Source organism: Pseudomonas sp. ANT_J12 (genome assembly GCF_008370045.1).
GTDB lineage: Bacteria > Pseudomonadota > Gammaproteobacteria > Pseudomonadales > Pseudomonadaceae > Aquipseudomonas.
The window spans coordinates 57,876-82,217 of sequence record NZ_VOBN01000018.1; the positions used below are offsets into that span (position 1 = coordinate 57,876).

Sequence of the window (24,342 nt, forward strand, 5' to 3'; positions counted from 1 at the left end):
GAGCATGCCAAACAAAACCATGACAATTGAAACATTTATGACAGAAAACGATGAAAAGAATTTTTCCATACTGCTAAAAAGTGAAATTCCACAGATAACTTTTATCGACGACTTTGTATGGAGCACGCCTAGCCCGCCATTCCACGACACCTTATCACAATGCAAGGGCTGGGCCGGTTCCAATGCCGCGATCCTAAATGAAATGATACTTTCATCCAGGGACTACAAGAAAACCATGGTGATCCCACACCAAAGTGGTTCTGGCTTTATCGGAGGGACAATCGGAAAAGGGCTCATTCAATTCCATCGTTCATATGAGGCGGGTTATGCGAAGAATTGCCTTCGAAATGGGAGACTCGCAGCATCGTACGATCCGGAAACCGACCCAGAAACTGATATTTTTGTAAAAACTGTCTGGCGTCTATTTAAGAAGCACGCATTAAAAGTTCATTTAGTAAACATGAATAACGGCCAAATTCATGATAAACCCGAGAAAAGATTTTTTTCCTGGCCTGACGCAGTAGAAAAATATGATGGCAAAAACGGAAATTATTTAACAAACACAGCAATGACTTACTTTATAACTCGAAGGAATTAATATCTCTTTGGAAAATCACCTTCGCATCATGCTGTGAACCCAAACTCTGTCGCATTCAGTAGGCGAGTGATCACCACGCCCCCAGTTGGAGGATCCAGCAGCGTATTGATGCGCTAGGACATAAGTGCGTTTAGCTATGACGCTTATGGGCGTTTGCAACAGCTGAGCAATGAGAACGACGAAGCCTACCGGTTTGAGTGGGATGTGCTGGATCGCCTCTCCGTCCAGGTCGATCTGGACGGCAGCTACCGCGTCTATCACTACAACGCCGTGGACGATATTACTGGGACTGACGCTCACCCCACGCCTGCGCCGGAACCGCGTAACACTTACGAGGACGGCCCGCCGCCGAGCGAGTCAGACGCTCCGATCAAACATCGCTTCGCCCGCGATGCGGTGGGCCGGTTGCTGCGTAAAACGACTGACGATGGGGTTACCGACTATGCCTATGATCCCGCTGACAACCTGCTGGCGATCAGCTTCAGCCATCGCAACGGCGAACAGCAGCAACTGAAATTCCGCTATGACGCCCTCGCGTCAGATGCTCAGCGAAAGCAGCGATGCCGGTCAGTTGCAATACGCTTACGACGCCCTCGGCAACCTGGAACCCCTAACCCTGCCCGACCAGCGCCAACTCAACCACCTGTATTACGGCAGCGGTCACCTGCATCAACTCAACCTCAATGGCCGGGTCATTAGCGATTTCGAGCGCGCGACAAGACTACTTGCGATGCTGCCATCGACAGCGATGCCAATTTTTCTCCTAACGTTCGCATAGGTGGCGAGCCACTGACCGTGCGGGATATCCGCAATGGCAAAAGCAAGATCGCGCAATTCACCGGCATGTTGGCCAGCATGTTGATTTCGCGCAAAATCAAGCTTCGGCCGCGACCGAAAGGTAGCCCCAAACCGTGGTGGCGCATTGGGAGATGCAAGGGTAACCCTGTGTTTGTCTCAACCGGCGGCAAAATTCTTGGAGGCCCCGAAGACCTCGACTTCACCTTGCCGGGCCTGCTTCCCATCGAATGGGCCAGAGGTTACGACAGCAACGACCTGCGCCGCGACGGCCTGTTCGGCATGGGCTGGAGCGTGCCCTATGAAGTGGAAATCCTGCGCGTGCCTCATCCCGAGGGTGGCGAATTGTGGATCTATGTCGACGAAGAAGGCACCCGCCTGGAACTGGGTCGGCTAAAGGCAGGTGATGCCTTCGTCAGCGTGCTGGACGGACTGGCGTTCTTTCAACTGGAAGACGGGCAGACCGTGGTCGAGGACATCTACACCGGCCTCTACCAAGTCTTCCAGACCGACCCGCACAACCCGAAACGCTCACGCTTGATCAAGCTGGGTGACCGTAATCTCAACACCTTGGGCTTGCTCTACGATCAAGCGGGCCGACCGCACTACATGTGCGACGATTTGAGCAAAACCACCGTTCGGCTGAGCTATGACACGCAGCACCCGAAACGGGTCAGCCAAGTGGCCCGACTCTACATCAAGCTTGGCGATAATCCGCATATCGAACACACCGAAGTACTTGCCAGCTATCGCTACACCCAAAGCGGCCAGCTGCAGGACGTGCTCGATACCACCGGCCAGGTCTTGCGTAGCTTCACCTACACGGCGAATGGCTACCTCGACAGCCACACCCTGCCCAGTGGCGCGACTCTGCAGTATCAATGGCAACGCTTCGAAGTTCCCGCACAACGCCCTCAATCGGTGCGCGCAGACGGCGCCAACCCCCTTCTCAACCATGGCATAGCGAAACAACTGGTTGAGCCAGGTGCGGCATTTTTCTGCGGTGGTCATGGCTTTGCGCCGTTCAATCTTGCGCAGCACTTCCAGCACATGCTGGCGCGTAATCTGGACGATCGGCAGATCACCCAACCAAGGCAGGATGTCTTTGTTGAAGTGACGATCTATCTGCGACAAGGTGCTCTGACGCCCGACCTTCAGGCTCAAGCCCCTGAACGCGCGCCAGTCTGTATAAACGCTACGAAAAGAGTTTTCCGTCGAGGCACTGGCTGCCAGTCGGGCTTCGCGTCGATTTGAACGTGGATCGACGCCCTGAGCGACCAGCGCACGCGCCTCGTCCCGCGCCGTGCGCGCTTCTTTAAGGCTGACTGCCGGGTAAACACCCAGTGAAATGCGCGATTGCTTACCCAGCCAGTAGAAGCGGAAGTGCCATTGCTTGGCACCCTTGGGGCCCACGAACAGCGCAAGCCCGCCCGAGCCTTTGAGGGTGTAATTTTTACCGGAAGGTTTCGCCTGGCGAACGGCGGTATCGGTCAAGGCCATGAGTACATCTCCCGTCTCGTAGGGTCGAGGAGATGTATATCGATGCCGGACCGGGACGTTCCACCCAAAAACCACTATGCCTGCTACCCGGATTCTATGTACTCAACAATGTACTTAAAAAACGTGGCTGGGGCCGGGTTTCGGCGGATCGCACTGGAACGAAAAAAGACGCCGAAGCGTCTATTTCGCTAACCCCCAGCGCCCAGTGGACATCTGTGGATCAATATTTGGAGCGGGAAACGAGACTCGAACTCGCGACCCCGACCTTGGCAAGGTCGTGCTCTACCAACTGAGCTATTCCCGCGTCTTGGTGTGGCGCATTCTATAGAATCCAGAAGCCCCGTCAACCCTTTGATTCAAAAAAGTTTTATTTCTTTTCAACGTCGGTCTTCAGATGCGGCCAGGCAGCCCGTAGATACTGGACCATGGACCACAATGTCAGGCCTGCAGATACCAGCAACAAAGCGTAGCCGAACAGCACCCAGAACGAGAAGTCCGACGGGTTGGCCAGCAGGATGACCAACGCGAGCATTTGCGCGGCGGTTTTCCATTTGCCCAGGTTCGACACTGCGACGTGGGCGCGGGCGCCGAGTTCGGCCATCCACTCTCGCAGCGCCGAGACGACAATCTCGCGACCGATAATGACCGCAGCCGGCAGCGTAAGCCACAGGTTGCCGTGTTCTTGCACCAGCAACACCAGCGCGACGGCTACCATCAATTTGTCGGCCACCGGATCGAGGAAAGCCCCGAATGGTGTGCTTTGTTCCAGGCGGCGGGCCAGGTATCCGTCGAGCCAGTCAGTGGCGGCGGCGAACGCGAAGACCGAACTGGAGGCCAGGTAGCTCCATTGGTAAGGCAGGTAAAACAGCAAAATGAAGATAGGGATGAGCAGGACGCGTAGAACGGTAATCAGATTAGGGATATTCATCGGCACAACTGGCTACGAGGTGAGTTGGCATTCTACTCGCTGTGCAGATTTGCATAAATCGACTCTGCGAGCTTTTTACTGATCCCGGGTGCTTTGGCGATCTCTTCGATGCTGGCACGAGACAGCTCCTGCAATCCACCAAAATGTTTCAACAAATCGCGCCGACGTGTCGGCCCGACACCTGCAACGCCTTCAAGCGTGGAGGTGCGGCGGGTTTTGCCCCGCCGTGCCCGGTGCCCGGTGATGGCAAAACGGTGGGCTTCGTCGCGAATCTGCTGGATCAAATGCAGCGCGGGGGAATCACCGCGCAATGTGAATTCGTGTGCAGCGTCATTCAGGTACAAGGTTTCAAAACCGGCCTTGCGCGTCGCGCCCTTGGCCACGCCCAACAGAATCAGGTCGGGCACTGCCAGTTCATTGAGCACGTCGCGGGCCATGGACAGCTGACCTTTACCGCCGTCCACCAGCAGGATGTCCGGAAGCTTGCCCTCGCCGTCCTTCAGCTTGCTGAAGCGCCGGGTCAGGGCCTGGTGCATCGCAGCATAGTCATCGCCCGGCGTCACGCCTTCGATGTTGTAACGACGGTAGTCGGACTTGATCGGGCCTTCCGGACCGAACACCACGCAGGATGCCACGGTGGCTTCACCGCTGGAGTGACTGATGTCATAGCACTCCAGGCGCTGCGGTGGTTCATCCAGGTTCAGGACCTCGGCCAGTGCGTCGAAACGGGCCGCGACGTGCTGACGATTGGCCAGTCGCGCACTCAACGCCTGCTCGGCATTGGTGACGGCCAACTGTTGCCAGCGCGCACGCGTACCGCGAACCCGGTGACTGATGGACAATTCGCGACCGCGCAGCTCGTCGATGGCCGAGATCAGGACCGGGAAATCATCGTGAACCACGTTGACGATCAACTCGCTCGGCAAATCCCGTTCAGGACTGCTGATGTAGTACTGGCCCAGAAACGCCGCCATGACTTCGGAAACGTCCTCTTCAATCCCCACTTGCGGGAAGAAGTTCTTGCTGCCCAGCACCCGACCGCCACGCACGCTGATCAAATGAACACAGGCACCGCCCGGATTGATGAACGCGGCGATCACATCGATGTCGCCCGTCCCGCCTTCCATGCTTTGCTGGTCCTGGACCCGACGCAGCAATGAAATTTGATCGCGCAATTCGGCTGCGCGCTCAAATTCGAGGTTGATTGCCGCCTCCTCCATTCCAGCAGACAGCTCGTCCGTCAGTGCATTGCTGCGCCCTTCAAGGAACATCACCGAGTGACGAACGTCCTCGGCATACACTTGCGGCTCCACGAGCCCGACACACGGCGCCTTGCAGCGTTTGATCTGGTATTGCAGGCAAGGTCGCGTGCGGTTCTTGTAGTAGCTGTCTTCGCACTGACGAACGAAGAAGGTTTTTTGCAGCAGGCTCAAGCTTTCACGGATGGCGCCGGCACTGGGATAGGGACCGAAATACTTGCCCTTGGCCTTTTTCGCGCCACGGTGGATGCTCAGCCGAGGGAACTGGCCGTCGGAGAGGAAGACATACGGGTAGGATTTGTCGTCGCGCAGCAGGATGTTGTAGGGCGGACGCCATTCCTTGATCAGCGTCTGCTCAAGCAACAGGGCTTCGGTTTCGTTGGATGTGATCGTGGTTTCGACCTGAGCGATACGACCCACCAGCGCAGCCGTCTTGGGTGCCAGGCCGGTTTTGCGGAAATAGCTCGCCAGGCGTTTCTTGAGATTCTTGGCCTTGCCGACGTAAAGCAGGCGCGCGTCGCTGTCGAACATGCGATAGACGCCAGGGCGCCCACTCACCGTCGACAGAAATGCACTCGGATCGAAGACTTCATTCATTTTCAGAGATTGGCATCGACCATGCCGTGACGAACCGCCAACAGCGTCAGTTCAACGTCGCTGCTGATCGAAAGCTTTTCGAAAATGCGGTAACGGTAGGTATTCACGGTTTTCGGCGACAGGCAGAGTTTGTCGGAAATGATCTGGACCTTCTGGCAGCCGACAATCATCAAGGCGATCTGGATCTCCCGCTCCGACAACGCGTCGAAAGGCGAATCGTTGGTCGGCTGGAACGACTTGATTGCCAATTGCTGGGCGATCTGCGGGCTGATGTAGCGTTGCCCGGCAAATACCAGGCGAATGGCCTGGACCATTTCCGGCAAGCCTGCGCCCTTGGTCAGATAACCCGCCGCCCCGGCCTGCAACAGCCGTGTAGGAAACGGATCCTCCTCGCACACAGTGACCGCGACGACTTTGATGTCCGGATGACTGCGCAGCAGTTTTCGCGTGGCCTCAAGACCGCCGATCCCGGGCATCTTGACGTCCATCAGTACCACATCAGGTTTCAACTCACGCGCCTTGAGCAGGGATTCCTCCCCTGACTCGGCCTGGCCGACTACTTGCAGGCCATCGATGTCAGCCAGCATTCGTGTAATGCCTGTACGAACGAGATCATGGTCATCGACTACTAGCACCCTAATCAAGCAGACACCTCGCGATATGGTCGTATTGGGTTGCCGACACCTTAGCAAAAAGCGACTGGCAGACCTAGCGGCAAGCATCATATAAAAAGTTTCAATTCATCTTTTGAGGCTTGCCCTCTGTGTGTTTCAGCGACGAGGGGCATCGACTTCACCCTGCATTCTCAGGAAACACTCATCCTCGCCGACCACCTCCAGCCCCATTCGCCGATACAGCGCCTGCGCCGGATTATTTCTAAAGACCGTCAAGCGCAAGGCCGGCCGTCGTTCCGTCCGGACCATTGCCAATACCTGATCGATCGCCCAGGAACCGGCTCCCTGCCCCCGGAAGGCGTCGGATATGTGCAGTTCGCGGATGTACAAGGCCCTGGCATCACGGCTCAGGCTGACATAACCCAGCGAAACGTCGCCCCGCACAATCAACCAGTTTTCTCTTCCCGCCCACGCCACATCAAAGGCCTCATCCAGCCAGGGCAGTTCGTACTGGATGTAGTAAGGCAACATGTTTTGACAGGTCAGGCCCCGAGCGAAATCCAGATCCCGGGATGTCGCCGGACGTAATTGGTAAATCATTCAAGCCCCGCGATGATGACTGCATGTAGCGAAGCATCGAGTGTGTCACAACCCTCCCGGCACTCAAGCGATAGAAAACGCCGCCGGTGCCCGATAGCATTTTCTGATTGAATCCGCCTACCGCCCTCTAGTAAGCTCGGCGCATTCATCGGAGACAGACCATGTTCAACACCCCTTCTCAGCTTCTTACCGTCAGCGCCCTGCGCTCGGTGGCGGCTGCCCGGGTGAATGACGTTTGTGCTCCGGTCAGCTTTTATTTTGGGTATTGGTTTAGCCACTGGCGCGCCTGATACCCACACGGCGCCCACTTTAAACGGGTCGCCACCAGAGAATTCTCAACCCCCGGTCGGCTCCCCGACCGGGGGTTTTGTTTTTTCAGCGTCCTGCCATCAGCTACCTACATTTTTAGCAACACCCCAGACAACTTGAGGATTCACGACATGAACTACGCCACTTATTACCGTCACGACAGCTTTACCGCCTGGCGATTTACCAGCCTCCGCTCGGGACAGCCTGCCGCCTCCGATCGGTCACCCACAGGTGGCAAGCACACACACGCAGCCAATCCGGCCAATTGTCGAACACCCCAGTAGGGCCGAGTACGCGGGAACGAACCCGCTGCCAGCCCAGGAAGCCCGAATATGAACTCGTCCGTCTCTGCCTTGCCACTGTCCACCTTGAGCCCGGCCAATGAAGCGCTGAGCCTGCGCCTGCCCAGCTCGTTGCAACTCAAACAGCAACTGCCGCTCAACAATGCCCTGACCCAGCAAGTCGCCGCCCACCGCCACGCGGTCCGATCGATCCTCAACGGTGAAGACTCCCGCCTGTTGGTTATCGTCGGTCCCTGCTCCCTCCATGATCCGAAGTCAGCACTCGAATATGCCGGCAACCTTGCTCGCCTGGCCGCTGAAGTCAGCGATGAAATGCTCCTGGTGATGCGCGCCTACGTCGAAAAACCCCGCACCACCATCGGCTGGAAAGGCCTGGCCTACGACCCGCAACTGGATGGCAGCGATGACATGGCCGGTGGCCTGACCCTGTCCCGGGAGCTGATGCGTGAAATGCTCCGCCTCGGCTTGCCGATTGCTACCGAACTGCTGCAACCGATGGCGGCCGGATACTTCGACGACTTGCTCAGTTGGGTCGCCATCGGTGCGCGCACCACCGAATCGCAGATCCACCGGGAAATGGCCAGTGGCCTGAGCATGCCAGTAGGGTTCAAGAACGGCACAGATGGCGGCGTCACGGTCGCCAGTGACGCCATGCGCTCGGCAGCTCATCCCCACCGACATTTCGGTGTCGATAGTCAGGGGCATCCCGCAATCATTCAAACCCCCGGCAATCCGGATACCCACCTGGTATTGCGCGGAGGACATCACGGGCCCAACTACGACCGCGATAGCGTTTCCCGGATCAACCACGACTTGAGCAGGCTTAAGATCCCCGCGCGGATCATGGTCGATTGCAGTCACGCCAACAGCGGTAAAGACCCGTTGCGCCAACCCGCCGTATTCAACGATGTGCTCGAACAACGCCTGCAAGGTGATCGCTCGCTAATTGGCATGATGATTGAAAGTCATCTCTTCGAAGGCTGCCAAGCGCTGGGTTCGTCCTTGCAATACGGGGTATCGATAACAGACGGCTGCCTCGGCTGGACTGGCACGGAACACTTGCTGCGCCAGGCTGCCGACCGTCTGCGGACACAGCACCACGCACGTCAACCGGCATGACTCATGGCTTCCTTCCAGTCTTCAAGCGAAGACTGGAAAGTCGCGAACGACTTACTCCTGCACCTGAACCAGTACCACTTCTGATTGCTGGCTCACATCATCGAGCCGTTCGACCGAATAACCGACCCGAACCGTCGAGCCTTGATGCTCTCTCCAGAACCGGTAAGGAACAATGAACACCAGTGGTTCACCGGCCATCTCCTGGGAGATTTCACGCTCGTCCCGATGACTGAATTCAGTGCCGTCACACTTCAGGTACACCAGTTCGCCTTCCTCGGTTCGTGCACCATCAATCACGACAGTGACGCCATCGATCGAGTCCTGCAGATCCAGCCAGCCTTCATCGGCCTCCAGGACGATGGGGGCCAACAGCGGCGCTCGTTCCAGAGGCCCGATGGACAACGGCATCGGGTCCGAATAAAGCGGCGCCTGCCCATGCTGTTCAATGCAGTAACGCAGGATCACCGACGATCCGAGGCCTGAGACGATGAACTCCGGATTTACCCAGAACGATACTTCGTGCCCCACCGCGAAGGATTCGATACTCAACCTGTCGTTGAAGCTCGTTTCCGCTGTAGCACCTTCCCAGAACAGCACTACCCGATCGCCGGCCGCCATCCGGGCGTAAGGTCGAATCGTGATGCGTGCGCCCTCACCCACCCGGGCCGGATCAAGCTTGCCGCCCACGGCATCATTCACGAACAACGGCAACACTCCGGAAGATGTATCACCAACATTCAATTGCAAACGTCGGGACTGCACGGGCTCGGGCAAACAACGGCTGGTGAGCGTGTAGTAGATCTCCAGGTAACCGCCATCCAGCGCAACGATATGAGGACTGGCGACGACAAACACAACGTCCTTGCCAACCTGCCTCTGGCTGACAAAGTGCATGACCTCGTGCCGATAGACCAACCCCTCGGCGTCAATCCCGGACCAGTGCAACACCAGCCTGTCTCCGCTCGCCATGCCTGAATAAGGCAAGACATTGACGACCGCTTTTTTGCTCGAAGGGTCGAGAACGGCATTGTCGGCCTGCACCAACTGCGGGGCAGACAACGCCAGTTTCGCTGCTTCTACTTCAAATAGGCTCATTCATTTACTCCAGTCCTTGGACATATGAACCGACCCGCAGGCCGGCGTCGAACGAAGCCTATTGAAACCCATCGCTGCGTTCGGCGATGTCAGGCGATCACGTCAGAGGACCGGGGCAAATGCTGATTACCTAGTAGGCCGTTGATGAGAATTTCTCTTGGCTGCTTAAAAAGATGTCGAAATGTTCCGACGTAGGCTTCGTCCTGTTCCGAATTTTCATACCTTTCCTATACCGCTTTCCTTCGAGCACAGCGGATTTTTCATACATCGCCCGGCTACGGGAGTGTTTTAGAGTGGAGCCCCTGCCACATCTACGAACTTCCGCGAAAAAGGTACGAACATGCAACGGAATGCAACAACTCAGCATCCAATCCTGCTGGTACATGGGCTCTTCGGTTTCGATCGCATCGGTCAGTTCGAACTGTTCCATGACGTCAAGCAGGCACTGAGAAGCTATGGCGCCAGAGTCTTCGTTCCCCACCTGTCAGCTACCCATAGCAACGAAGTGCGCGGCGACCAGCTTTTGGCACAGATCGAACGGGTACTGGAAGGGACCGGCGCAAGCCAGGTCAACCTGATCGGTCACAGCCAGGGCGCACTGGCCGCATGTTACGCCGCCGCCATCGCTCCGGAGCGGGTAGCCTCGGTGACGTCCGTCAGCGGCCCGAATCACGGCTCGGAACTGGCTGACTTTCTGCGCAAGGCCCTTACGCCAGGACGCTTGCCGGAGCATGTGGCGAGAAAAGTCGCCACCGCGTTTGCAGACTTCCTGTCGTTGCTGAGCGGTAACCAGCAGTTGCCTCAAAACGCAATCGCCGCGCTTAACGCACTGACCACCGAAGGCGTGGGTGCCTTCAACGACAAGTACCCACAGGGGCTGCCGAAAACCTGGGGCGGCAAGGGTCGAGAGTTGGTCAACGGCGTGCGGTATTACTCCTGGAGCGGCACCCTGCAAGGCAGCATCCTTGATGAAGGGCTCAGTGGTTTCGATCCGGCACACGCTTTTTGCCGGGCGTTTTCCGAGTACTTCATCACCGAGGCCGGACAAAACGACGGACTGGTCGGACGCTACAGCTCTCACTTGGGCAAAGTGATCCGCTCCGACTATCCAATGGATCACATGGACAGCCTAGGTCAGACAGCCGGACGAGGTCGCAAAGGTGTCAACCCGATCGAGCTGTACGTGCAGCACGCCGAGCGCTTGAGAAATGCCGGCCTGTAAACCCTTCCTTATATTAATGCCCCAATGCCCGACCGGCTTCAGATGGAACTTTGAGAAGAAATAGGCCACTGAATCCGGTAGGCTCAGCACTTTACTGAACATTGAAAGGAGAATTTTCCCATGGCTAAAGCCACTGCCCGTCACATCCTTGTTGCCAGCGAAGCCAAGTGCAACGAACTCAAGGCCCAGATTGAAGGCGGCGCTGATTTCGCCGAAGTTGCCAAGGCTAACTCCACTTGCCCGTCCAGCCGCCAGGGCGGTGACCTGGGTTCGTTCGGTCCAGGCCAGATGGTCAAGGAATTCGACACCGTGGTCTTCAGCGCACCGATCAACGTGGTGCAAGGCCCGGTCAAAACCCAGTTCGGTTATCACCTGCTGGAAGTGACCAGCCGCCAGGATTGATCTGACGCCTGTGTTTTCTGCGCAACGGCCCGCCTTTTGGTGGGCCGTTGTGTTTTGGTTACGTGTTTCGACTGGCGAGTGACGCGCTGCTAGCGTACAAATTGTGGTTATCGATCACCCGGCTCTAAGGCTGACAATGCGACTGGCTTTCCCCACTTTGATATTCACTGCCGTGGCCCTGCTGCTGAGTGCCGCTGGTGTGAATGCAGCACCGCAACACGCGTTGACCGTGTATGGCGAACCGGCGAAATATCCCCCGGGCTTCAGTCATTTCGCCTACACCAACCCGCAAGCACCCAAGGGCGGCACGATGCGCCGTTCGGCCATTGAGATCGGTCACTTCGACCATGTGCTGCCCTACATCGACAAGGGCATCGGCGTGAACCAGATCGATGGCCTGCTCTACTCACCCCTGGCCCAGCGTTCGCAGGATGAGCCCTATACGGTGTACGGTCTGGTGGCGCAGAAGATGGAGCGTTCCGAGGACGGTCTGTCCCTGCGTTTCTACCTGAACCCCAAGGCACGCTTCGCCGATGGCCAGCCCATCACTGCCGAAGATGTGCGCTACACCTTCGATCTGCTGATGACCCAGGGCAGCCTGCGCTACCGCACCCAGTTCGCCGACGTCAAAGGCGTTGAAGTCGAGTCACCGCTGACCGTCCGGTTCGACTTCAAAAGCAACGAAAACCGCACCCTGCCCCTGGACATCGCAACCTTGCCGGTATTCCCCGAGCATTGGTGGAAGACCCGCGATTTCGCCAGCGGCGGCGGTTACGAACCCCCGCTGGGCAGTGGCCCGTATCGGGTCAGCAAGGTCGACTCCGGGCGCAGCATTACCTTCGAGCGCAACGCCGACTGGTGGGGCAAGGACCTGCCGGTCAGCCGCGGCCTCTATAACTTCGACCATTTCAGCATCGAGTACTTCGGCGACACCGACGTCGCCCGCCAGGTGCTGCGCGGCGGCGCCTACGACTACAACCGCGAGTTCTCCGCCACCGGTTATTCCATCGGCTACGAAGGTCCTGCCCTGAGCGACGGTCGCCTGCGCAAGGCCCACCTGGCCACCGACGCACCGCAAACAGCCCAGGGATTCGTCTTCAACCTGCAAAACCCGATATTCCAGGACCGCCGTGTGCGCCAGGCCCTGGCCATGCTCTGGGATTTCGAATGGAGCAACCGGCAGATGATGCGCGGCCTTTACATCCGCCAGCAGAGCTTCTTTTCCAACACCGACCTGGCGGCGCGCAAGCTCCCGGATGCCGCTGAGCTGGCGATTCTCGAGCCCTTGCGCAGGCAGATTCCCGATGAAGTGTTCACCCAGGTCTTCGAAGCGCCCAAGACCGATGGCAGCGGCGTGATCCGCGACAAGCAATTGCAGGCCCTGGAGCTGCTCGAACAGGCCGGCTGGAAACCCGATGGCGATCAGTTGGTGAATGCCCAGGGCGAGCCGCTGAGCTTTACCTTCCTCACCAGCCAGAACGGTATCGACCGGTTGCTGCTGCCTTACAAGCGCACGCTGAAACAGATCGGTATCGACCTCAACATCCGTCGCATCGACTCGTCCCAATACGTCAACCGCCTGATGTCCAGGGACTACGACATGATCATCACCGGCTACCCGGTGACCACCTCCCCCGGCGGCGAACTGGTCAACTACTTCGGCTCGGCCTCCGCCAACGATCCCGGCGCCAACAATTACATGGTGCTGAAGAACCCGGCGGTGGATACGTTGATCAGCGGCCTGATCCGCGCCAACACCCAGGCCGACATGTTGCACTATGCCCACGCCCTGGATCGGGTGCTGCAATGGAATTACTACTGGATTCCCAACTATTACCCGCCCGGCAGTTCGACGGTGTGGTGGAATCGCTTCGGCATTCCCAGCGTGCAAGCGAGCAATGACGAAGCTATCGAGAGCTGGTGGGAAGTGAGTTCCACCCCGCTGACCAACGAACAGATGACCGCCGAACTGATCAAGCGCGGCAAATCCGGAGGGCCGCGCTGATGTGGGCGTACATAGTGCGGCGTTTGCTGCTGATCATCCCGACGCTGGTGATCATTCTTCTGGTCAACTTCGTGATCGTCCAGGCCGCGCCCGGTGGTCCGGTGGAACAGGCTATCGCGCACCTGCAAGGCATCGGCGGCGCCCAGGTCGGCGGCGGTTCCAGCGAGACGATGCACAACAGCTCCCGAGCCAGCCGTGGCCTCGACCCGCAACTGATCAAAGAGATCGAAAAACAATACGGTTTCGACAAGCCGGCCCCGGAACGCCTGTGGCTGATGCTCAAAAGCTACGCGCGACTGGATTTTGGCAAGAGTTTCTTCCGCGGCGCCACGGTGACCGACCTGATCCTGGAAAAAATGCCAGTGACCATTTCCCTCGGGCTCTGGGCGACGCTGATCACTTACCTGGTGTCGATCCCCTTGGGCATCCGCAAAGCGGTGCATCACGGCAGCCACTTCGATATCTGGAGCAGCACCGCCATCATCATCGGCTACGCCATGCCGGCGTTCCTGTTCGCCATGTTCCTGATCGTGGTGTTTGCCGGCGGCACATCGCTGAACTGGTTCCCGGTGCGCGGCCTGGTCTCGGACAACTTCGAGTCGCTGTCCACCGTGGGCAAGATCGCCGATTACTTCTGGCACCTGGTGTTGCCGGTTACCGCGCTGGTGATCGGCGGCTTCGCCACGCTGACGATCCTGACCAAGAACTCCTTCCTCAATGAAATCACGCGCCAATACGTGGTGACTGCCCGCGCCAAAGGCTTGAGCGAGCGCCGGGTGCTGTACGGCCACGTGTTTCGCAACGCCATGCTGCTGGTGGTATCGGGGATCCCCCAGGCCTTCATCAGCGTGTTTTTTGCCGGTTCGTTGCTGATCGAGGTGATTTTCTCCCTCGATGGCCTGGGCCGCATGAGCTACGAAGCTGCCGTATCACGGGACTATCCGGTGGTCTTCGGTTCGCTGTTCATCTTCACCCTGTTCGGCCTCTTGATAAAACTGGTCGGCGACCTGTGCTACACCCTGGTCGACCCGCGTATCGACTTCGCCGCGAGGAACGCCTGATGTTCAAGCTCTCGCCCTTGGGCCGTCGTCGTTTCGAACGCTTCAAGAAAAACCGCCGGGGATGGTGGTCGCTGTGGCTGTTTATCGGCTTGTTTTTGCTGACCCTCGGTGGCGAACTGATCGCCAACGACAAGCCGCTGATCGTCAGTTACCAGGGCTCGTTGTATTTCCCGGCGTTCAAGCGCCACACCGAGCAGGAATTCGGCGGGCAACTGCCGTTCCAGGCCGACTACCGCAGCGACTATGTGCAGAAGCTGATCAAGCAGGATGGCGGCTGGCTGCTGTTCCCGCCGATCCCGTTCAGCGATGACACGCCCAATTACGACCTGAACAAACCGGCGCCGAGCCCACCGTCGAAGGTCAACTGGCTGGGCACTGACGACCAGGCGCGGGATGTGCTGGCCCGGGTGATTTTCGGCGCCCGGGTGTCGATTCTGTTTGCCCTGATGCTGACCTTTGTCAGTGCGCTGATCGGCATCGCCGCCGGTGCGCTGCAAGGTTATTACGGCGGCTGGGTCGATTTGTTGGGGCAACGTTTGCTGGAAGTCTGGTCGGGGCTGCCGGTGCTGTACCTGCTGATCATCCTGTCGGGGTTCGTCGAGCCCAATTTCTGGTGGCTACTGGGGATCATGGCGCTGTTTTCCTGGCTGGCCCTGGTGGACGTGGTGCGCGCCGAATTCCTGCGCGGGCGCAACCTGGAATATGTCAAAGCCGCCCGGGCGCTGGGCCTGACCGACCGCAAAGTGATCGTGCGGCACATCCTGCCCAATGCGATGAACGCGACCTTGAGTTACTTGCCGTTCATTCTGACCGGCGCGATCTCGACCCTCACGGCCCTGGACTTCCTCGGCTTCGGCATGCCGGCCGGCAGCGCCTCACTGGGCGAGCTGATCGGCCAGGGCAAGCAGAATCTGCAAGCACCGTGGCTGGGGTTGACGGCGTTTTTCACCCTGGCGCTGATTCTTTCTTTGCTGGTGTTCATTGGCGAGGCGTTGCGTGATGCCTTTGACCCCAGATCATGAAGCGGACCGATGACATGAGCGACAACCTGATCGAAATCCGTGACCTGAGCGTGACCTTCAGTGGCCAGACCGTGGTGCGCAACCTGTGCCTGGATATCCGCCCCGGCGAATGCCTGGCACTGGTGGGCGAGTCGGGTTCGGGCAAATCGGTGACGGCCCATTCGATCCTGCAATTGCTGCCGGAAATCGGCACTGAAACGACCGGCAGTATTCGCTATCGCGGCCAGGAACTGGTCGGCGCCGATACCAAGGCCCTGCGCAAGCTGCGCGGCGACCGGATCGCGATGATTTTCCAGGAGCCGATGACCTCGCTGAACCCGCTGCACAGCATCGAAAAGCAGATCGGCGAAACCCTGCTGGTGCACAAAGGCCTGGCCGGCAAAGCGGCGCAGGCGCGGATTCTCGAATTGCTGGAACTGGTCGGCATCAAGCACCCCAAGGAACGCCTCAAAGCGTATCCACATCAACTGTCCGGAGGCCAGCGGCAACGGGTGATGATCGCGATGGCCCTGGCCTGCGAGCCCGAGTTGCTGATTGCCGATGAGCCGACCACCGCCCTGGATGTGACGGTGCAACGCAAAATCCTGCTGCTGCTCAAATCCCTGCAACAACGGCTCGGCATGTCGCTGTTGCTGATCAGCCACGACCTGAATCTGGTGCGCAGCATCGCCCAGCGCGTGTGCGTGATGAAGGCCGGGGAAATCGTCGAGCAAGCCCCTTGCGAGACGTTGTTTAACGAACCGAAGCACCCTTACAGCTGCGTGTTGCTGAACGCCGAACCGGAAGGCGAAGCCCTGCCCCGGGACGAACGCGAGAACGTGCTGGAGGTCGACAACCTGCGGGTCAAATTCGCTCTCGGCGGCGGTCTGTTCCAGCGCAAGACCTGGTTGCACGCAGTGGATGGCATCAGCCTCAACATCCAGCGTGGCAAGACCCTGGGCATTGTGGGCGAGTCCGGCTCGGGCAAGTCCACCCTCGGCCAGGCGATCCTGCGTTTGCTCGACTCCGAAGGCAGCATTCGCTTTCAGGGCGAGGCACTGGACGGCTTGACGCAAAAGCAGCTGCGACCGTGGCGCAAGAAAATGCAGGTGGTGTTCCAGGACCCGTTTGGCAGTTTGAGCCCGCGGATGTCGGTGGCGCAGATCATCAGCGAAGGCCTGGAAGTGCATAGCCAGTTGACCGCCGAGCAATGTAAGGCCGAAGTGATTCGGGCCCTGGAAGAAGTTGGCCTCGACCCGCAAAGCCGTGATCGATATCCCCACGAGTTTTCCGGTGGTCAGCGGCAACGCATTGCCATCGCCCGGGCGCTGGTGCTCAAGCCAGCGCTGATCCTGCTGGACGAACCGACCTCGGCCCTGGACCGCACCGTGCAAAAGCAGGTGGTCGCCCTGCTGCGCGACCTGCAGAAAAAGCATGGCCTGACCTATCTGTTTATCAGCCATGACCTGGCGGTGGTGCGCGCTTTGGCCCATGACATGATCGTGATCAAGGACGGCAAGGTTGTGGAAAGCGGTGCCAGCCATGACGTGTTCGATTCACCGCAGCATCCGTATACCAAAGAGCTGTTGGCGGCGGCGCATCCGGGCTGAATCTCGAAACTGCGGCGCGGCCTTCGCGGGCAAGCCTCGCTCCTACAGGTACGAGGTAAACGCGCCACCCGTGAACGCCACCTCCCCTGTAGGAGCGAGGCTTGCCCGCGAAGAGGCCCTGACAAACAACACACATTCCGGACATGACAAACATGAACACCACCGAAAGCCTCAAGGACTACCAGCGCGTGCGCCTGCTGGCGATCCGCTCGCTGTTCGAGATCATCGAGCAATCGAGCGAAGGCACGGTGATTGTCGATCGCGACGCCAATATCGTCTGGATGAACGAACGCTACGCCCGGCGCTTCGGCCTGGAATCGGCAGAGGTCGCAATCGGCAAAGCCTGTGAAAGCGTGATCCCCGGCAGTTTGCTGCGTGACGTGGTGCGCACCGGCCGCCCGATCCTGCTGGACATGCAGGACACACCCAAGGAACCGCTGGTGGTGATGCGCCTGCCGATTCACGACGATGCCGGCGCGGTGATCGGCGCCATCGGCTTTGCGCTGTTCGACGAATTACGCAGCCTGTCGCCGATGCTCAAGCGCTACCTGAGCATGCAGGAAGAACTGGCTTCCACCCGCTCGCTGCTACGGGCGCGGCAAACCAAGTACAACTTCGCCCATTTCATCGGCACCAGCGCCGCCAGCCTGGAAGTCAAACGCCGTGCCCGGCGCAGTGCCAGCGCCGAGTCGCCGGTGTTGCTGCTCGGCGAAACCGGCACCGGCAAGGAGTTGCTGGCCCAAGCCATCCACGGGGCATCGCCCCGGGCGCACAAGGCGTTTGTCAGCATCAACAGCGCGGCAATTCCCGAGGCATTGCTGGAAGCCGAGTTCTTCGGCACCGCCCCCGGCGCGTTTACCGGCGCGGACCGCAAGGGCCGGGTCGGCAAGTTACAGATCGCCCAGGGCGGCACCCTGTTCCTCGATGAGATCGGCGACATGCCCTTGCCCCTGCAAAGCAAGTTGCTGCGGGTGTTGCAGGAAAAAGAGTTCGAGCCGGTGGGCTCCAACGAAGTGATCCAGAGCGATGTGCGGGTGATTGCCGCGACCTCCACGGATCTGGAAGCAGCGATCAAGCGCGGCGAGTTTCGTGCCGATCTGTATTACCGCCTCAACGTGCTGCCCATCCAGGTCCCGCCGTTGCGTGACCGCCTCGACGACATCCCGGCCCTGAGCGAAGCGATTCTCGAAGAGCTGCGCAGTCAGCACGAGTTGAACCGCGAGGCACTGGACCTGCTGGGCCAACACGCCTGGCCGGGGAACATCCGCGAACTGCGCAATGTGTTGGAACGCGCGGCGTTGCTTAGCGATGACTTGATGTTGACTGCGACGGATATTCGGGCGGCGATTGGCACATTGACCCCGGTGACGCGGGTGGCGGCGCAGGCGATTGAATCCGTCGGCCATGAGACGTTCAGTGAGGCTCGGGAGCGGTTTGATCGGCAGTTGATTGAATCGGCGCTCGCGCACTGTGGCGGCAAGGTGATTGAAGCGGCGGCGCGGTTGGGGCTTGGGCGGTCGACGTTGTACAAGAAGATGGTGGCGTTGGGGATTGCAGAGTCTCAATAACGAGACATTGATCTCTGTTGGTAGAAAGTACGCCATCGCGGGCAAGCCTTGCTCCTACAGGGCTTTGTGGCGTTCGCGGATTATGCCTACACCTCGCACTTGTAGGAGCGAGGCTTGCCCGCGAAAGCGCCCGCCAGATCACCATACATCTCAAAACAGAGACAAAAGTCTGAAAACATCACCAGGTAAAACCAATATCCCCTTATATTTCAACACCTTAACCACCTGGCACGATTCCCGCTAAAGCCCTCCTCCACAAAAGATCCACCTTACAAAAATAACAATTCAGGAGAGACACACCCATGAGTGTGATCATTGCCTTGGCAGCCCTCGCGCTGTTGATGCTGGCTGCTTACCGTGGCTACAGCGTTATCCTCTTTGCCCCGATTGCCGCCCTCGGCGCCGTCCTGCTCACCGACCCTTCCGCCGTCGCCCCTGCGTTTACCGGGGTGTTCATGGAGAAAATGGTCGGCTTCATCAAACTGTATTTCCCGGTGTTCCTGCTCGGTGCGGTGTTCGGCAAGCTGATTGAGTTGTCGGGCTTTTCGCGCTCCATTGTGGCGGCCGCGATCAAACTGCTCGGCACCCGCCAGGCGATGCTGGTGATCGTGCTGGTCTGCGCGTTGCTGACCTACGGCGGCGTGTCGCTGTTTGTGGTGGTGTTCGCGGTGTATCCGTTTGCCGCCGAGATGTTCCGCCAGAGCAATATCCCAAAACGCCTGATCCCGGCGACCATCGCCCTCGGCGCGTTTTCCTTCACCATGGACGCCCTGCCCGGCACCCCGCAAATCCAGAACATCATCCCCAGCACCTTCTTCAACACCACCGCCTGGGCGGCGCCGTGGCTGGGTTTGATCGGGACGATTTTCGTATTCTGCACCGGCATGCTGTTCCTCCAGCGCCAACGCAACAAGGCTCAGCGCGCCGGTGAAGGTTACGGCACCGAGCTGCGCAACGAGCCGGAAACCGCCGAAGACATCAAGCTGCCGAACCCGTGGATCGCCCTGTCGCCACTGCTGGCGGTGGGCGTCATGAACCTGCTGTTCACCCAGTGGATCCCGCAGTGGTACGGCAAGACCCACAGCCTCGCGCTGCCAGGCATGGCCACGCCGGTGACCACCGAAATCGCCAAACTCACGGCGATCTGGGCGGTACAGGCGGCGCTGCTGGTCGGCATCATCATGGTGCTGGTGTTTGGCTTCCAGGCGATTCGCACCAAACTCGCTGAAGGCAGCAAAAGTGCGGTCAGCGGCGCATTGCTGGCGGCGATGAACACCGCGTCGGAATACGGGTTTGGTGCGGTGATCGCCTCGTTGCCGGGCTTCCTGGTGCTGGCCGACTGGCTGAAAAGCATCCCCAACCCGCTGGTCAACGAAGCGATTACCGTGACGCTGCTGGCCGGTATCACCGGTTCCGCCTCGGGCGGCATGAGCATCGCCCTCGCGGCGATGGCCAATGACTTCATCGCCGCCGCCCACGCCGCAAACATTCCGCTGGAAGTGCTGCACCGGGTGGCGGCGATGGCCAGCGGCGGCATGGACACCCTGCCGCACAACGGCGCAGTGATTACCCTGCTCGCGGTCACCGGCCTGACCCACCGCGAAGCCTACAAAGACATTTTCTGTATTACGCTGATCAAGACCCTGGCGGTTTTTGTGGTGATCGGCACTTTCTACGCCACTGGCATTGTGTGAGGTATTCATGACGAATCTGACTGGCAAGACCGCATTGGTCACCGGCTCCACCAGCGGCATCGGCCTGGGCATCGCCCTGAGCCTGGCCAAGGCCGGCGCCAACGTGGTGCTCAACGGCTTCGGCGATGCCGCGAAGGTGATTGCCGAAGTCCAGCAATTTGGCGGCAAGGTCGGGCATCACCCGGCGGACGTCAGCAAACCCGAGGACATCGCCGAGATGATCGCCTACGCCGAGCGCGAGTTCGGCGGCGTCGACATTCTGGTGAACAACGCCGGGATCCAGCATGTGGCGGCGGTGGAAGACTTTCCGCTGGAGCGCTGGGATTCGATTATCGCGATCAATTTGTCCTCGGTGTTTCACAGCACCCGGCTGTGCCTGCCGCGTATGCGTGCAAAGAATTGGGGGCGGATCATCAACGTCGCCTCGGTTCATGGCCAGGTGGGGTCGGTAGGCAAAGCCGCTTATGTGGCGGCCAAGCATGGAGTGATCGGCTTGACCAAGGTAGTCGGTCTGGAAACTGCGACCACCCAGGTGACCTGCAACGCCATTTGCCCGGGCTGGGTGTTGACGCCGCTGGTGCAGAAGCAGATTGACGATCGCGCCGCCACCGGGATTGACCCGCAGCAGGCGCAGCATGATTTGTTGGCCGAGAAGCAGCCGTCCCTGGAATTCGTGACCCCGCCGCAACTGGGAGAACTGGTGCTGTTCTTGTGCAGCGAGGCCGGCAGCCAGGTGCGGGGCGCGGCGTGGAATATTGATGGTGGGTGGTTGGCCCAGTAATCCGCCACCCGGATCGTTCCCACGCTCTGCGTGGGAATGCCTCAATGGACGCCCTGCGTCCGATTTTGGGACGCGGAGCGTCCCGGGCTGCATTCCCACGCAGAGCGTGGGAACGATCTGACTAAAAGAGAGGCAAGCCATGTCCGACATCCTCTGGCAACCCAGCGCCCAGCGCATCGGCAAGACCCGCATGGAGGCCTTTCGGCGCTTCGTCAATCAGCGCCATCACCTCAAGATCGACGACTACCCTACCCTGCACCAATGGTCCATCGATCAGCGGGAAGCCTTCTGGCAGGCGATCGTCGATTGCTTCGATATCCGCTTCCACGACCAGCCCGACGCCGTGCTGCGCGAAGGCCCGCACATGCCCAGTGCCGAGTGGTTCCCCGGCGCGACCCTGAACTTTGCCGAGCACCTGCTGCGCCGTCGCGACGATGCCGTGGCAGTGGTCGCCGTGGCTGAAAACGGTCAGCGTGAACAACTGACCTGGGCCGAACTGGCCAGCCATGTCGCCGGCCTCCAGAACAGCTTGAAAGCCGCCGGAGTCGGCGTGGGTGACCGGGTGGCGGCGTGCATGCCCAACACCTGGCAAACCCTGGTGGCGATGCTCGCGACCACCAGCCTCGGGGCGATCTGGTCCTGTTCCTCGCCGGACTTCGGCACCCAAGGGGTGATCGACCGTTTCGGCCAGATCGAACCCAAAGTGCTGATTACCTGCGCCGGTTATCGCTACGCCGGCAAGGAGATCGACCAGCGCGCCAAGGTCAACGAGATCCTCGCACGGTTGCCCACCCTGGAGCAGTTGATCGTCGTGCCTTACGCCCGACCCCATACGCACATCGACGAATTCCACACCCAGGCCAACGTCACGCTCTGGGACGATTTTTACGACATCGGCGGCGAACCGGATTTTGTTCCCGTGCCGTTCGCCCATCCGCTGTACATCCTCTACTCCAGCGGCACCACCGGCGTGCCCAAATGCATCATCCACAGCACCGGCGGCGTGTTGTTGCAACACGCCAAGGAGCATGGGCTGCATGGCGATCTCGGCCCCGGCAGCCGCTTGTTCTACTACACCACCTGCGGCTGGATGATGTGGAACTGGCTGGTCTCGGCCCTGGCGGTCGGCAGTGCCGTGGTGTTGTACGACGGCTCACCGTTCCACCCCGGCCCGGAGCGCTTGATCGACCTGATCGACGACGAGCGCATCAACGTCTTCGGCACCAGCCCCAAGTTCCTCGCGACCCTGGAAAGCAGTGGGTTGAAACCTCGGCAGAGTCACGATCTGAGCAGCCTGCAAACCCTGCTCTGCACCGGCTCGGCGCTGTCACCGCAGAGCTACGTTTTTGTCTATCGCGACCTCAAGGCGGACGTGTGCCTGGCCTCGATGTCCGGCGGCACTGATATCGTTTCGTGCTTCGTCAATGGCAATCCGCTGTCGCCGGTCCGCCGTGGCGAGATCATGGGCAAAAGCCTGGGCATGGCGGTCGAGGTCTGGAATGACGCCGGCCAACCGGTGATCGGCGAGAAAGGTGAGCTGGTCTGCACTCGCCACTTCCCGGCGATGCCCGTCGGCCTGTGGCATGACCCGGACGGCGAACAGCTGCGCAAATCCTATTTCAGCCTTTTTCCCGGGGTCTGGGCCCAGGGCGACTACGCCGAACAGCTGCACCACGGCGCGATGATGATTCACGGTCGCTCCGACGCGGTGCTCAACCCCGGCGGCGTGCGCATTGGCACGGCGGAGATTTATCGCCAGGTGGAGAAAGTGCCGCAGGTGCTGGACAGCGTCGCCATCGGCCAGCAATGGCAGGATGACGTGCGGGTGGTGCTGTTTGTGCGCCTCACGGACGGCGTCACGCTCGATGAAACCCTGCAACAGCAGATTCGCCAGGTCATCCGCGCCAACACCACGCCCCGGCATGTGCCGGCGAAGATCGTCGCGGTCAGCGATATTCCTCGGACGATCAGCGGCAAGGTTGTGGAGTTGGCGGTGAGGAATGTGGTGCACGGACAACCCGTGAAAAACACTGATGCACTGGCCAATCCCGAGGCGTTGGAGCAATTTCGCAATCGCCCCGAACTCAATGACTGAACCCAAGCCCCCGTAGGGGCTGGTGTTAGTCCATGAGGCCCCATTCACCGGGCGGTGGCTGGGTTTTGGGCGATGTATCGGCGTGCAGCTTCAGCCGCAACCGCAAATTATTCACCGAGTCGGCATGCTTCAACGCCTCATCCTCGCTGATCGCCCCCTCCACGACCAACCCATACAGCGCCCCGTCAAACGTCTGCATCCCCAGTTCCGCCGACTTCTCCATGATCCCTTTCGCCTCATCAAACTCATTGCGCCGGATCAGGTCGCCAATGGTCGGCGTCCCCAGCATCACCTCCACCGCCGCCCGCCGCTGCCCATCCAGGGTGCGCACCAGCCGTTGGGACACGAACGCCTTGAGGTTGTTGCCCAGGTCATGCAGCAGTTGTTCCCGGCGCTCTTGCGGGAAGAAGTTGATGATGCGGTCCAGCGCCTGGTTGGCGTTGTGGGCATGCAAGGTGGAGATGACCAGATGGCCGGTATCGGCAAAGGCCAGGGCGTGCTCCATGGTCTCGCGGTCGCGAATTTCGCCGATCAGCACCACATCCGGCGCCTGGCGCAGGGTGTTTTTCAACGCGGCATGAAAACTTCGGGTATCAACGCCGACCTCCCGCTGGTTGATGATCGACTTTTTGTGCCGATGGATATACTCCACCGGGTCTTCGATGGTGATGATATGGCCACTGCTGTGGCGGTTGCGGTAATCGATGAGGGCCGCCAGGGACGTGGACTTGCCCGAGCCGGTGGCACCGACGAACAGCATCAGGCCCTGCTTGAGCATCACCGTTTCCAGCAGCACCGCCGGCAAGTTGAGGTCTTCGAAACGCGGGATGTCGAGCTTGATGTTGCGCGCCACGATCGACACGTCGTTGCGCTGTTTGAAGATATTGATCCGAAAACGCCCGACCCCGGCCAGGGAGATGGCCAGGTTCATTTCCAAATCCCGATCGAACTCCAGCCGCTGTTCGGCGTCCATGATGGATTCGGCGATGGCGGCGATTTCCCCCGGTTTGAACCGCTGATCGGACAGGGCTTTGAGCACACCGTCGAACCGCGCGCTGGGTGGCGCACCGGTGGAAAGGTACAGATCGGAGCCCTCCTGGCTGGCCAGTTGCCGCAACAATAAATCGATTTCCATGGCAAAAAGCACCCGCGAAGCATTCAATGAGCAAATATGACCCGACAGCATG

21 protein-coding genes, 1 tRNA gene and 2 pseudogenes are annotated in these 24,342 nt (G+C 59.5%); 16 read left to right on the forward strand and 8 right to left on the reverse strand.

Translation table 11 applies throughout. From position 1 onward, the window contains the following. Nucleotides 1-4 precede the first annotated feature (4 nt). The 4 genes and pseudogenes from FQ192_RS26790 to FQ192_RS35170 form a co-directional block, all read left to right on the forward strand. Nucleotides 5-598 carry a hypothetical protein gene (locus FQ192_RS26790; RefSeq protein WP_149661214.1) on the forward strand — a complete coding sequence of 198 codons (594 nt, stop codon included), beginning with the start codon at nucleotides 5-7 and terminating at the stop codon, nucleotides 596-598. Between the two features lie 153 nt (nucleotides 599-751). Beyond that, nucleotides 752-1,036: pseudogene (locus FQ192_RS34630) on the forward strand (hypothetical protein); the annotation flags it as partial. A gap of 85 nt (nucleotides 1,037-1,121) precedes the next feature. Beyond that, a complete protein-coding gene (locus FQ192_RS34635) occupies nucleotides 1,122-1,376 on the forward strand; it encodes a hypothetical protein (protein ID WP_256672390.1) in 255 nt (84 codons plus the stop codon). A 77-nt stretch (nucleotides 1,377-1,453) separates the two neighbouring features. Beyond that, nucleotides 1,454-1,762: pseudogene (locus FQ192_RS35170) on the forward strand (DUF6531 domain-containing protein); the annotation flags it as partial. A 162-nt stretch (nucleotides 1,763-1,924) separates the two neighbouring features. On the opposite strand, the gene FQ192_RS35175 reads toward FQ192_RS35170, so the two are convergent. The 6 genes from FQ192_RS35175 to FQ192_RS26825 form a co-directional block, all read right to left on the reverse strand. Next, nucleotides 1,925-2,893: an integrase arm-type DNA-binding domain-containing protein gene (locus FQ192_RS35175; RefSeq protein WP_149661215.1), complete on the reverse strand. Its 969-nt coding sequence runs from the start codon at nucleotides 2,891-2,893 to the stop codon at nucleotides 1,925-1,927. Between the two features lie 228 nt (nucleotides 2,894-3,121). Next, nucleotides 3,122-3,197: transfer RNA gene (locus FQ192_RS26805), tRNA-Gly, on the reverse strand. Between the two features lie 63 nt (nucleotides 3,198-3,260). Beyond that, on the reverse strand, nucleotides 3,261-3,821 hold the full coding sequence (gene pgsA / locus FQ192_RS26810) for a CDP-diacylglycerol--glycerol-3-phosphate 3-phosphatidyltransferase (protein WP_149661216.1): 561 nt from the start codon (nucleotides 3,819-3,821) through the stop codon (nucleotides 3,261-3,263). 32 nt (nucleotides 3,822-3,853) lie between these two features. After that, a complete protein-coding gene (uvrC, locus tag FQ192_RS26815; RefSeq protein ID WP_149661217.1) occupies nucleotides 3,854-5,677 on the reverse strand; it encodes an excinuclease ABC subunit UvrC in 1,824 nt (607 codons plus the stop codon). Between the two features lie 2 nt (nucleotides 5,678-5,679). Continuing rightward, on the reverse strand, nucleotides 5,680-6,321 hold the full coding sequence (uvrY, locus tag FQ192_RS26820) for a UvrY/SirA/GacA family response regulator transcription factor (RefSeq protein WP_082356623.1): 642 nt from the start codon (nucleotides 6,319-6,321) through the stop codon (nucleotides 5,680-5,682). 126 nt (nucleotides 6,322-6,447) lie between these two features. Further along, nucleotides 6,448-6,891 (reverse strand): N-acetyltransferase, encoded by a 444-nt coding sequence (locus FQ192_RS26825; protein ID WP_149661218.1) that lies wholly within the window; start codon nucleotides 6,889-6,891, stop codon nucleotides 6,448-6,450. A 161-nt stretch (nucleotides 6,892-7,052) separates the two neighbouring features. On the opposite strand from FQ192_RS26825, the gene FQ192_RS34650 reads away from it, so the two are divergent. Next, nucleotides 7,053-7,181 carry a hypothetical protein gene (locus tag FQ192_RS34650; protein ID WP_256672385.1) on the forward strand — a complete coding sequence of 43 codons (129 nt, stop codon included), beginning with the start codon at nucleotides 7,053-7,055 and terminating at the stop codon, nucleotides 7,179-7,181. 351 nt (nucleotides 7,182-7,532) lie between these two features. Continuing rightward, a complete protein-coding gene (locus FQ192_RS26830) occupies nucleotides 7,533-8,621 on the forward strand; it encodes a 3-deoxy-7-phosphoheptulonate synthase (protein WP_149661219.1) in 1,089 nt (362 codons plus the stop codon). Between the two features lie 51 nt (nucleotides 8,622-8,672). Here FQ192_RS26830 and FQ192_RS26835 read toward each other — a convergent pair whose 3' ends face one another. Next, a complete protein-coding gene (locus tag FQ192_RS26835; RefSeq protein WP_149661220.1) occupies nucleotides 8,673-9,716 on the reverse strand; it encodes a hypothetical protein in 1,044 nt (347 codons plus the stop codon). Between the two features lie 340 nt (nucleotides 9,717-10,056). Here FQ192_RS26835 and FQ192_RS26840 point away from each other — a divergent pair, with 340 nt between their 5' ends. The 10 genes from FQ192_RS26840 to FQ192_RS26885 all read left to right on the forward strand — a co-directional run bounded on the left by FQ192_RS26840 (nucleotide 10,057) and on the right by FQ192_RS26885 (nucleotide 23,155). Beyond that, the gene (locus FQ192_RS26840; RefSeq protein WP_149661221.1) at nucleotides 10,057-10,938 is read left to right on the forward strand and encodes a triacylglycerol lipase; all 882 of its coding nucleotides are present in this window, start codon (nucleotides 10,057-10,059) and stop codon (nucleotides 10,936-10,938) included. Between the two features lie 120 nt (nucleotides 10,939-11,058). Then, nucleotides 11,059-11,340, forward strand: coding sequence for a peptidylprolyl isomerase (locus FQ192_RS26845; protein WP_008150918.1), 282 nt, complete (start codon nucleotides 11,059-11,061; stop codon nucleotides 11,338-11,340). A gap of 136 nt (nucleotides 11,341-11,476) precedes the next feature. Continuing rightward, nucleotides 11,477-13,345, forward strand: coding sequence for an extracellular solute-binding protein (locus FQ192_RS26850; RefSeq protein WP_149661222.1), 1,869 nt, complete (start codon nucleotides 11,477-11,479; stop codon nucleotides 13,343-13,345). Next, on the forward strand, nucleotides 13,345-14,406 hold the full coding sequence (locus FQ192_RS26855; RefSeq protein WP_149661223.1) for a microcin C ABC transporter permease YejB: 1,062 nt from the start codon (nucleotides 13,345-13,347) through the stop codon (nucleotides 14,404-14,406). Before FQ192_RS26850 ends, FQ192_RS26855 begins: the two co-directional genes overlap by 1 nt. Continuing rightward, a complete protein-coding gene (locus FQ192_RS26860) occupies nucleotides 14,406-15,428 on the forward strand; it encodes an ABC transporter permease (RefSeq protein ID WP_149661224.1) in 1,023 nt (340 codons plus the stop codon). Before FQ192_RS26855 ends, FQ192_RS26860 begins: the two co-directional genes overlap by 1 nt. A 14-nt stretch (nucleotides 15,429-15,442) precedes the next feature. Continuing rightward, nucleotides 15,443-17,017 carry an ABC transporter ATP-binding protein gene (locus FQ192_RS26865; protein ID WP_149661256.1) on the forward strand — a complete coding sequence of 525 codons (1,575 nt, stop codon included), beginning with the start codon at nucleotides 15,443-15,445 and terminating at the stop codon, nucleotides 17,015-17,017. 152 nt (nucleotides 17,018-17,169) lie between these two features. Continuing rightward, nucleotides 17,170-18,585 carry a sigma-54-dependent Fis family transcriptional regulator gene (locus tag FQ192_RS26870; protein ID WP_149661225.1) on the forward strand — a complete coding sequence of 472 codons (1,416 nt, stop codon included), beginning with the start codon at nucleotides 17,170-17,172 and terminating at the stop codon, nucleotides 18,583-18,585. Between the two features lie 302 nt (nucleotides 18,586-18,887). Beyond that, nucleotides 18,888-20,279, forward strand: coding sequence for a GntP family permease (locus tag FQ192_RS26875; RefSeq protein ID WP_149661226.1), 1,392 nt, complete (start codon nucleotides 18,888-18,890; stop codon nucleotides 20,277-20,279). A 7-nt stretch (nucleotides 20,280-20,286) separates the two neighbouring features. Next, nucleotides 20,287-21,060, forward strand: a complete 774-nt coding sequence (locus tag FQ192_RS26880) for a 3-hydroxybutyrate dehydrogenase (protein ID WP_149661227.1) — start codon at nucleotides 20,287-20,289, stop codon at nucleotides 21,058-21,060. Between the two features lie 139 nt (nucleotides 21,061-21,199). Next, nucleotides 21,200-23,155 carry an acetoacetate--CoA ligase gene (locus FQ192_RS26885; protein WP_149661228.1) on the forward strand — a complete coding sequence of 652 codons (1,956 nt, stop codon included), beginning with the start codon at nucleotides 21,200-21,202 and terminating at the stop codon, nucleotides 23,153-23,155. Between the two features lie 25 nt (nucleotides 23,156-23,180). Here FQ192_RS26885 and FQ192_RS26890 read toward each other — a convergent pair whose 3' ends face one another. After that, nucleotides 23,181-24,290: a PilT/PilU family type 4a pilus ATPase gene (locus FQ192_RS26890; protein ID WP_149661229.1), complete on the reverse strand. Its 1,110-nt coding sequence runs from the start codon at nucleotides 24,288-24,290 to the stop codon at nucleotides 23,181-23,183. Nucleotides 24,291-24,342 lie beyond the last annotated feature (52 nt).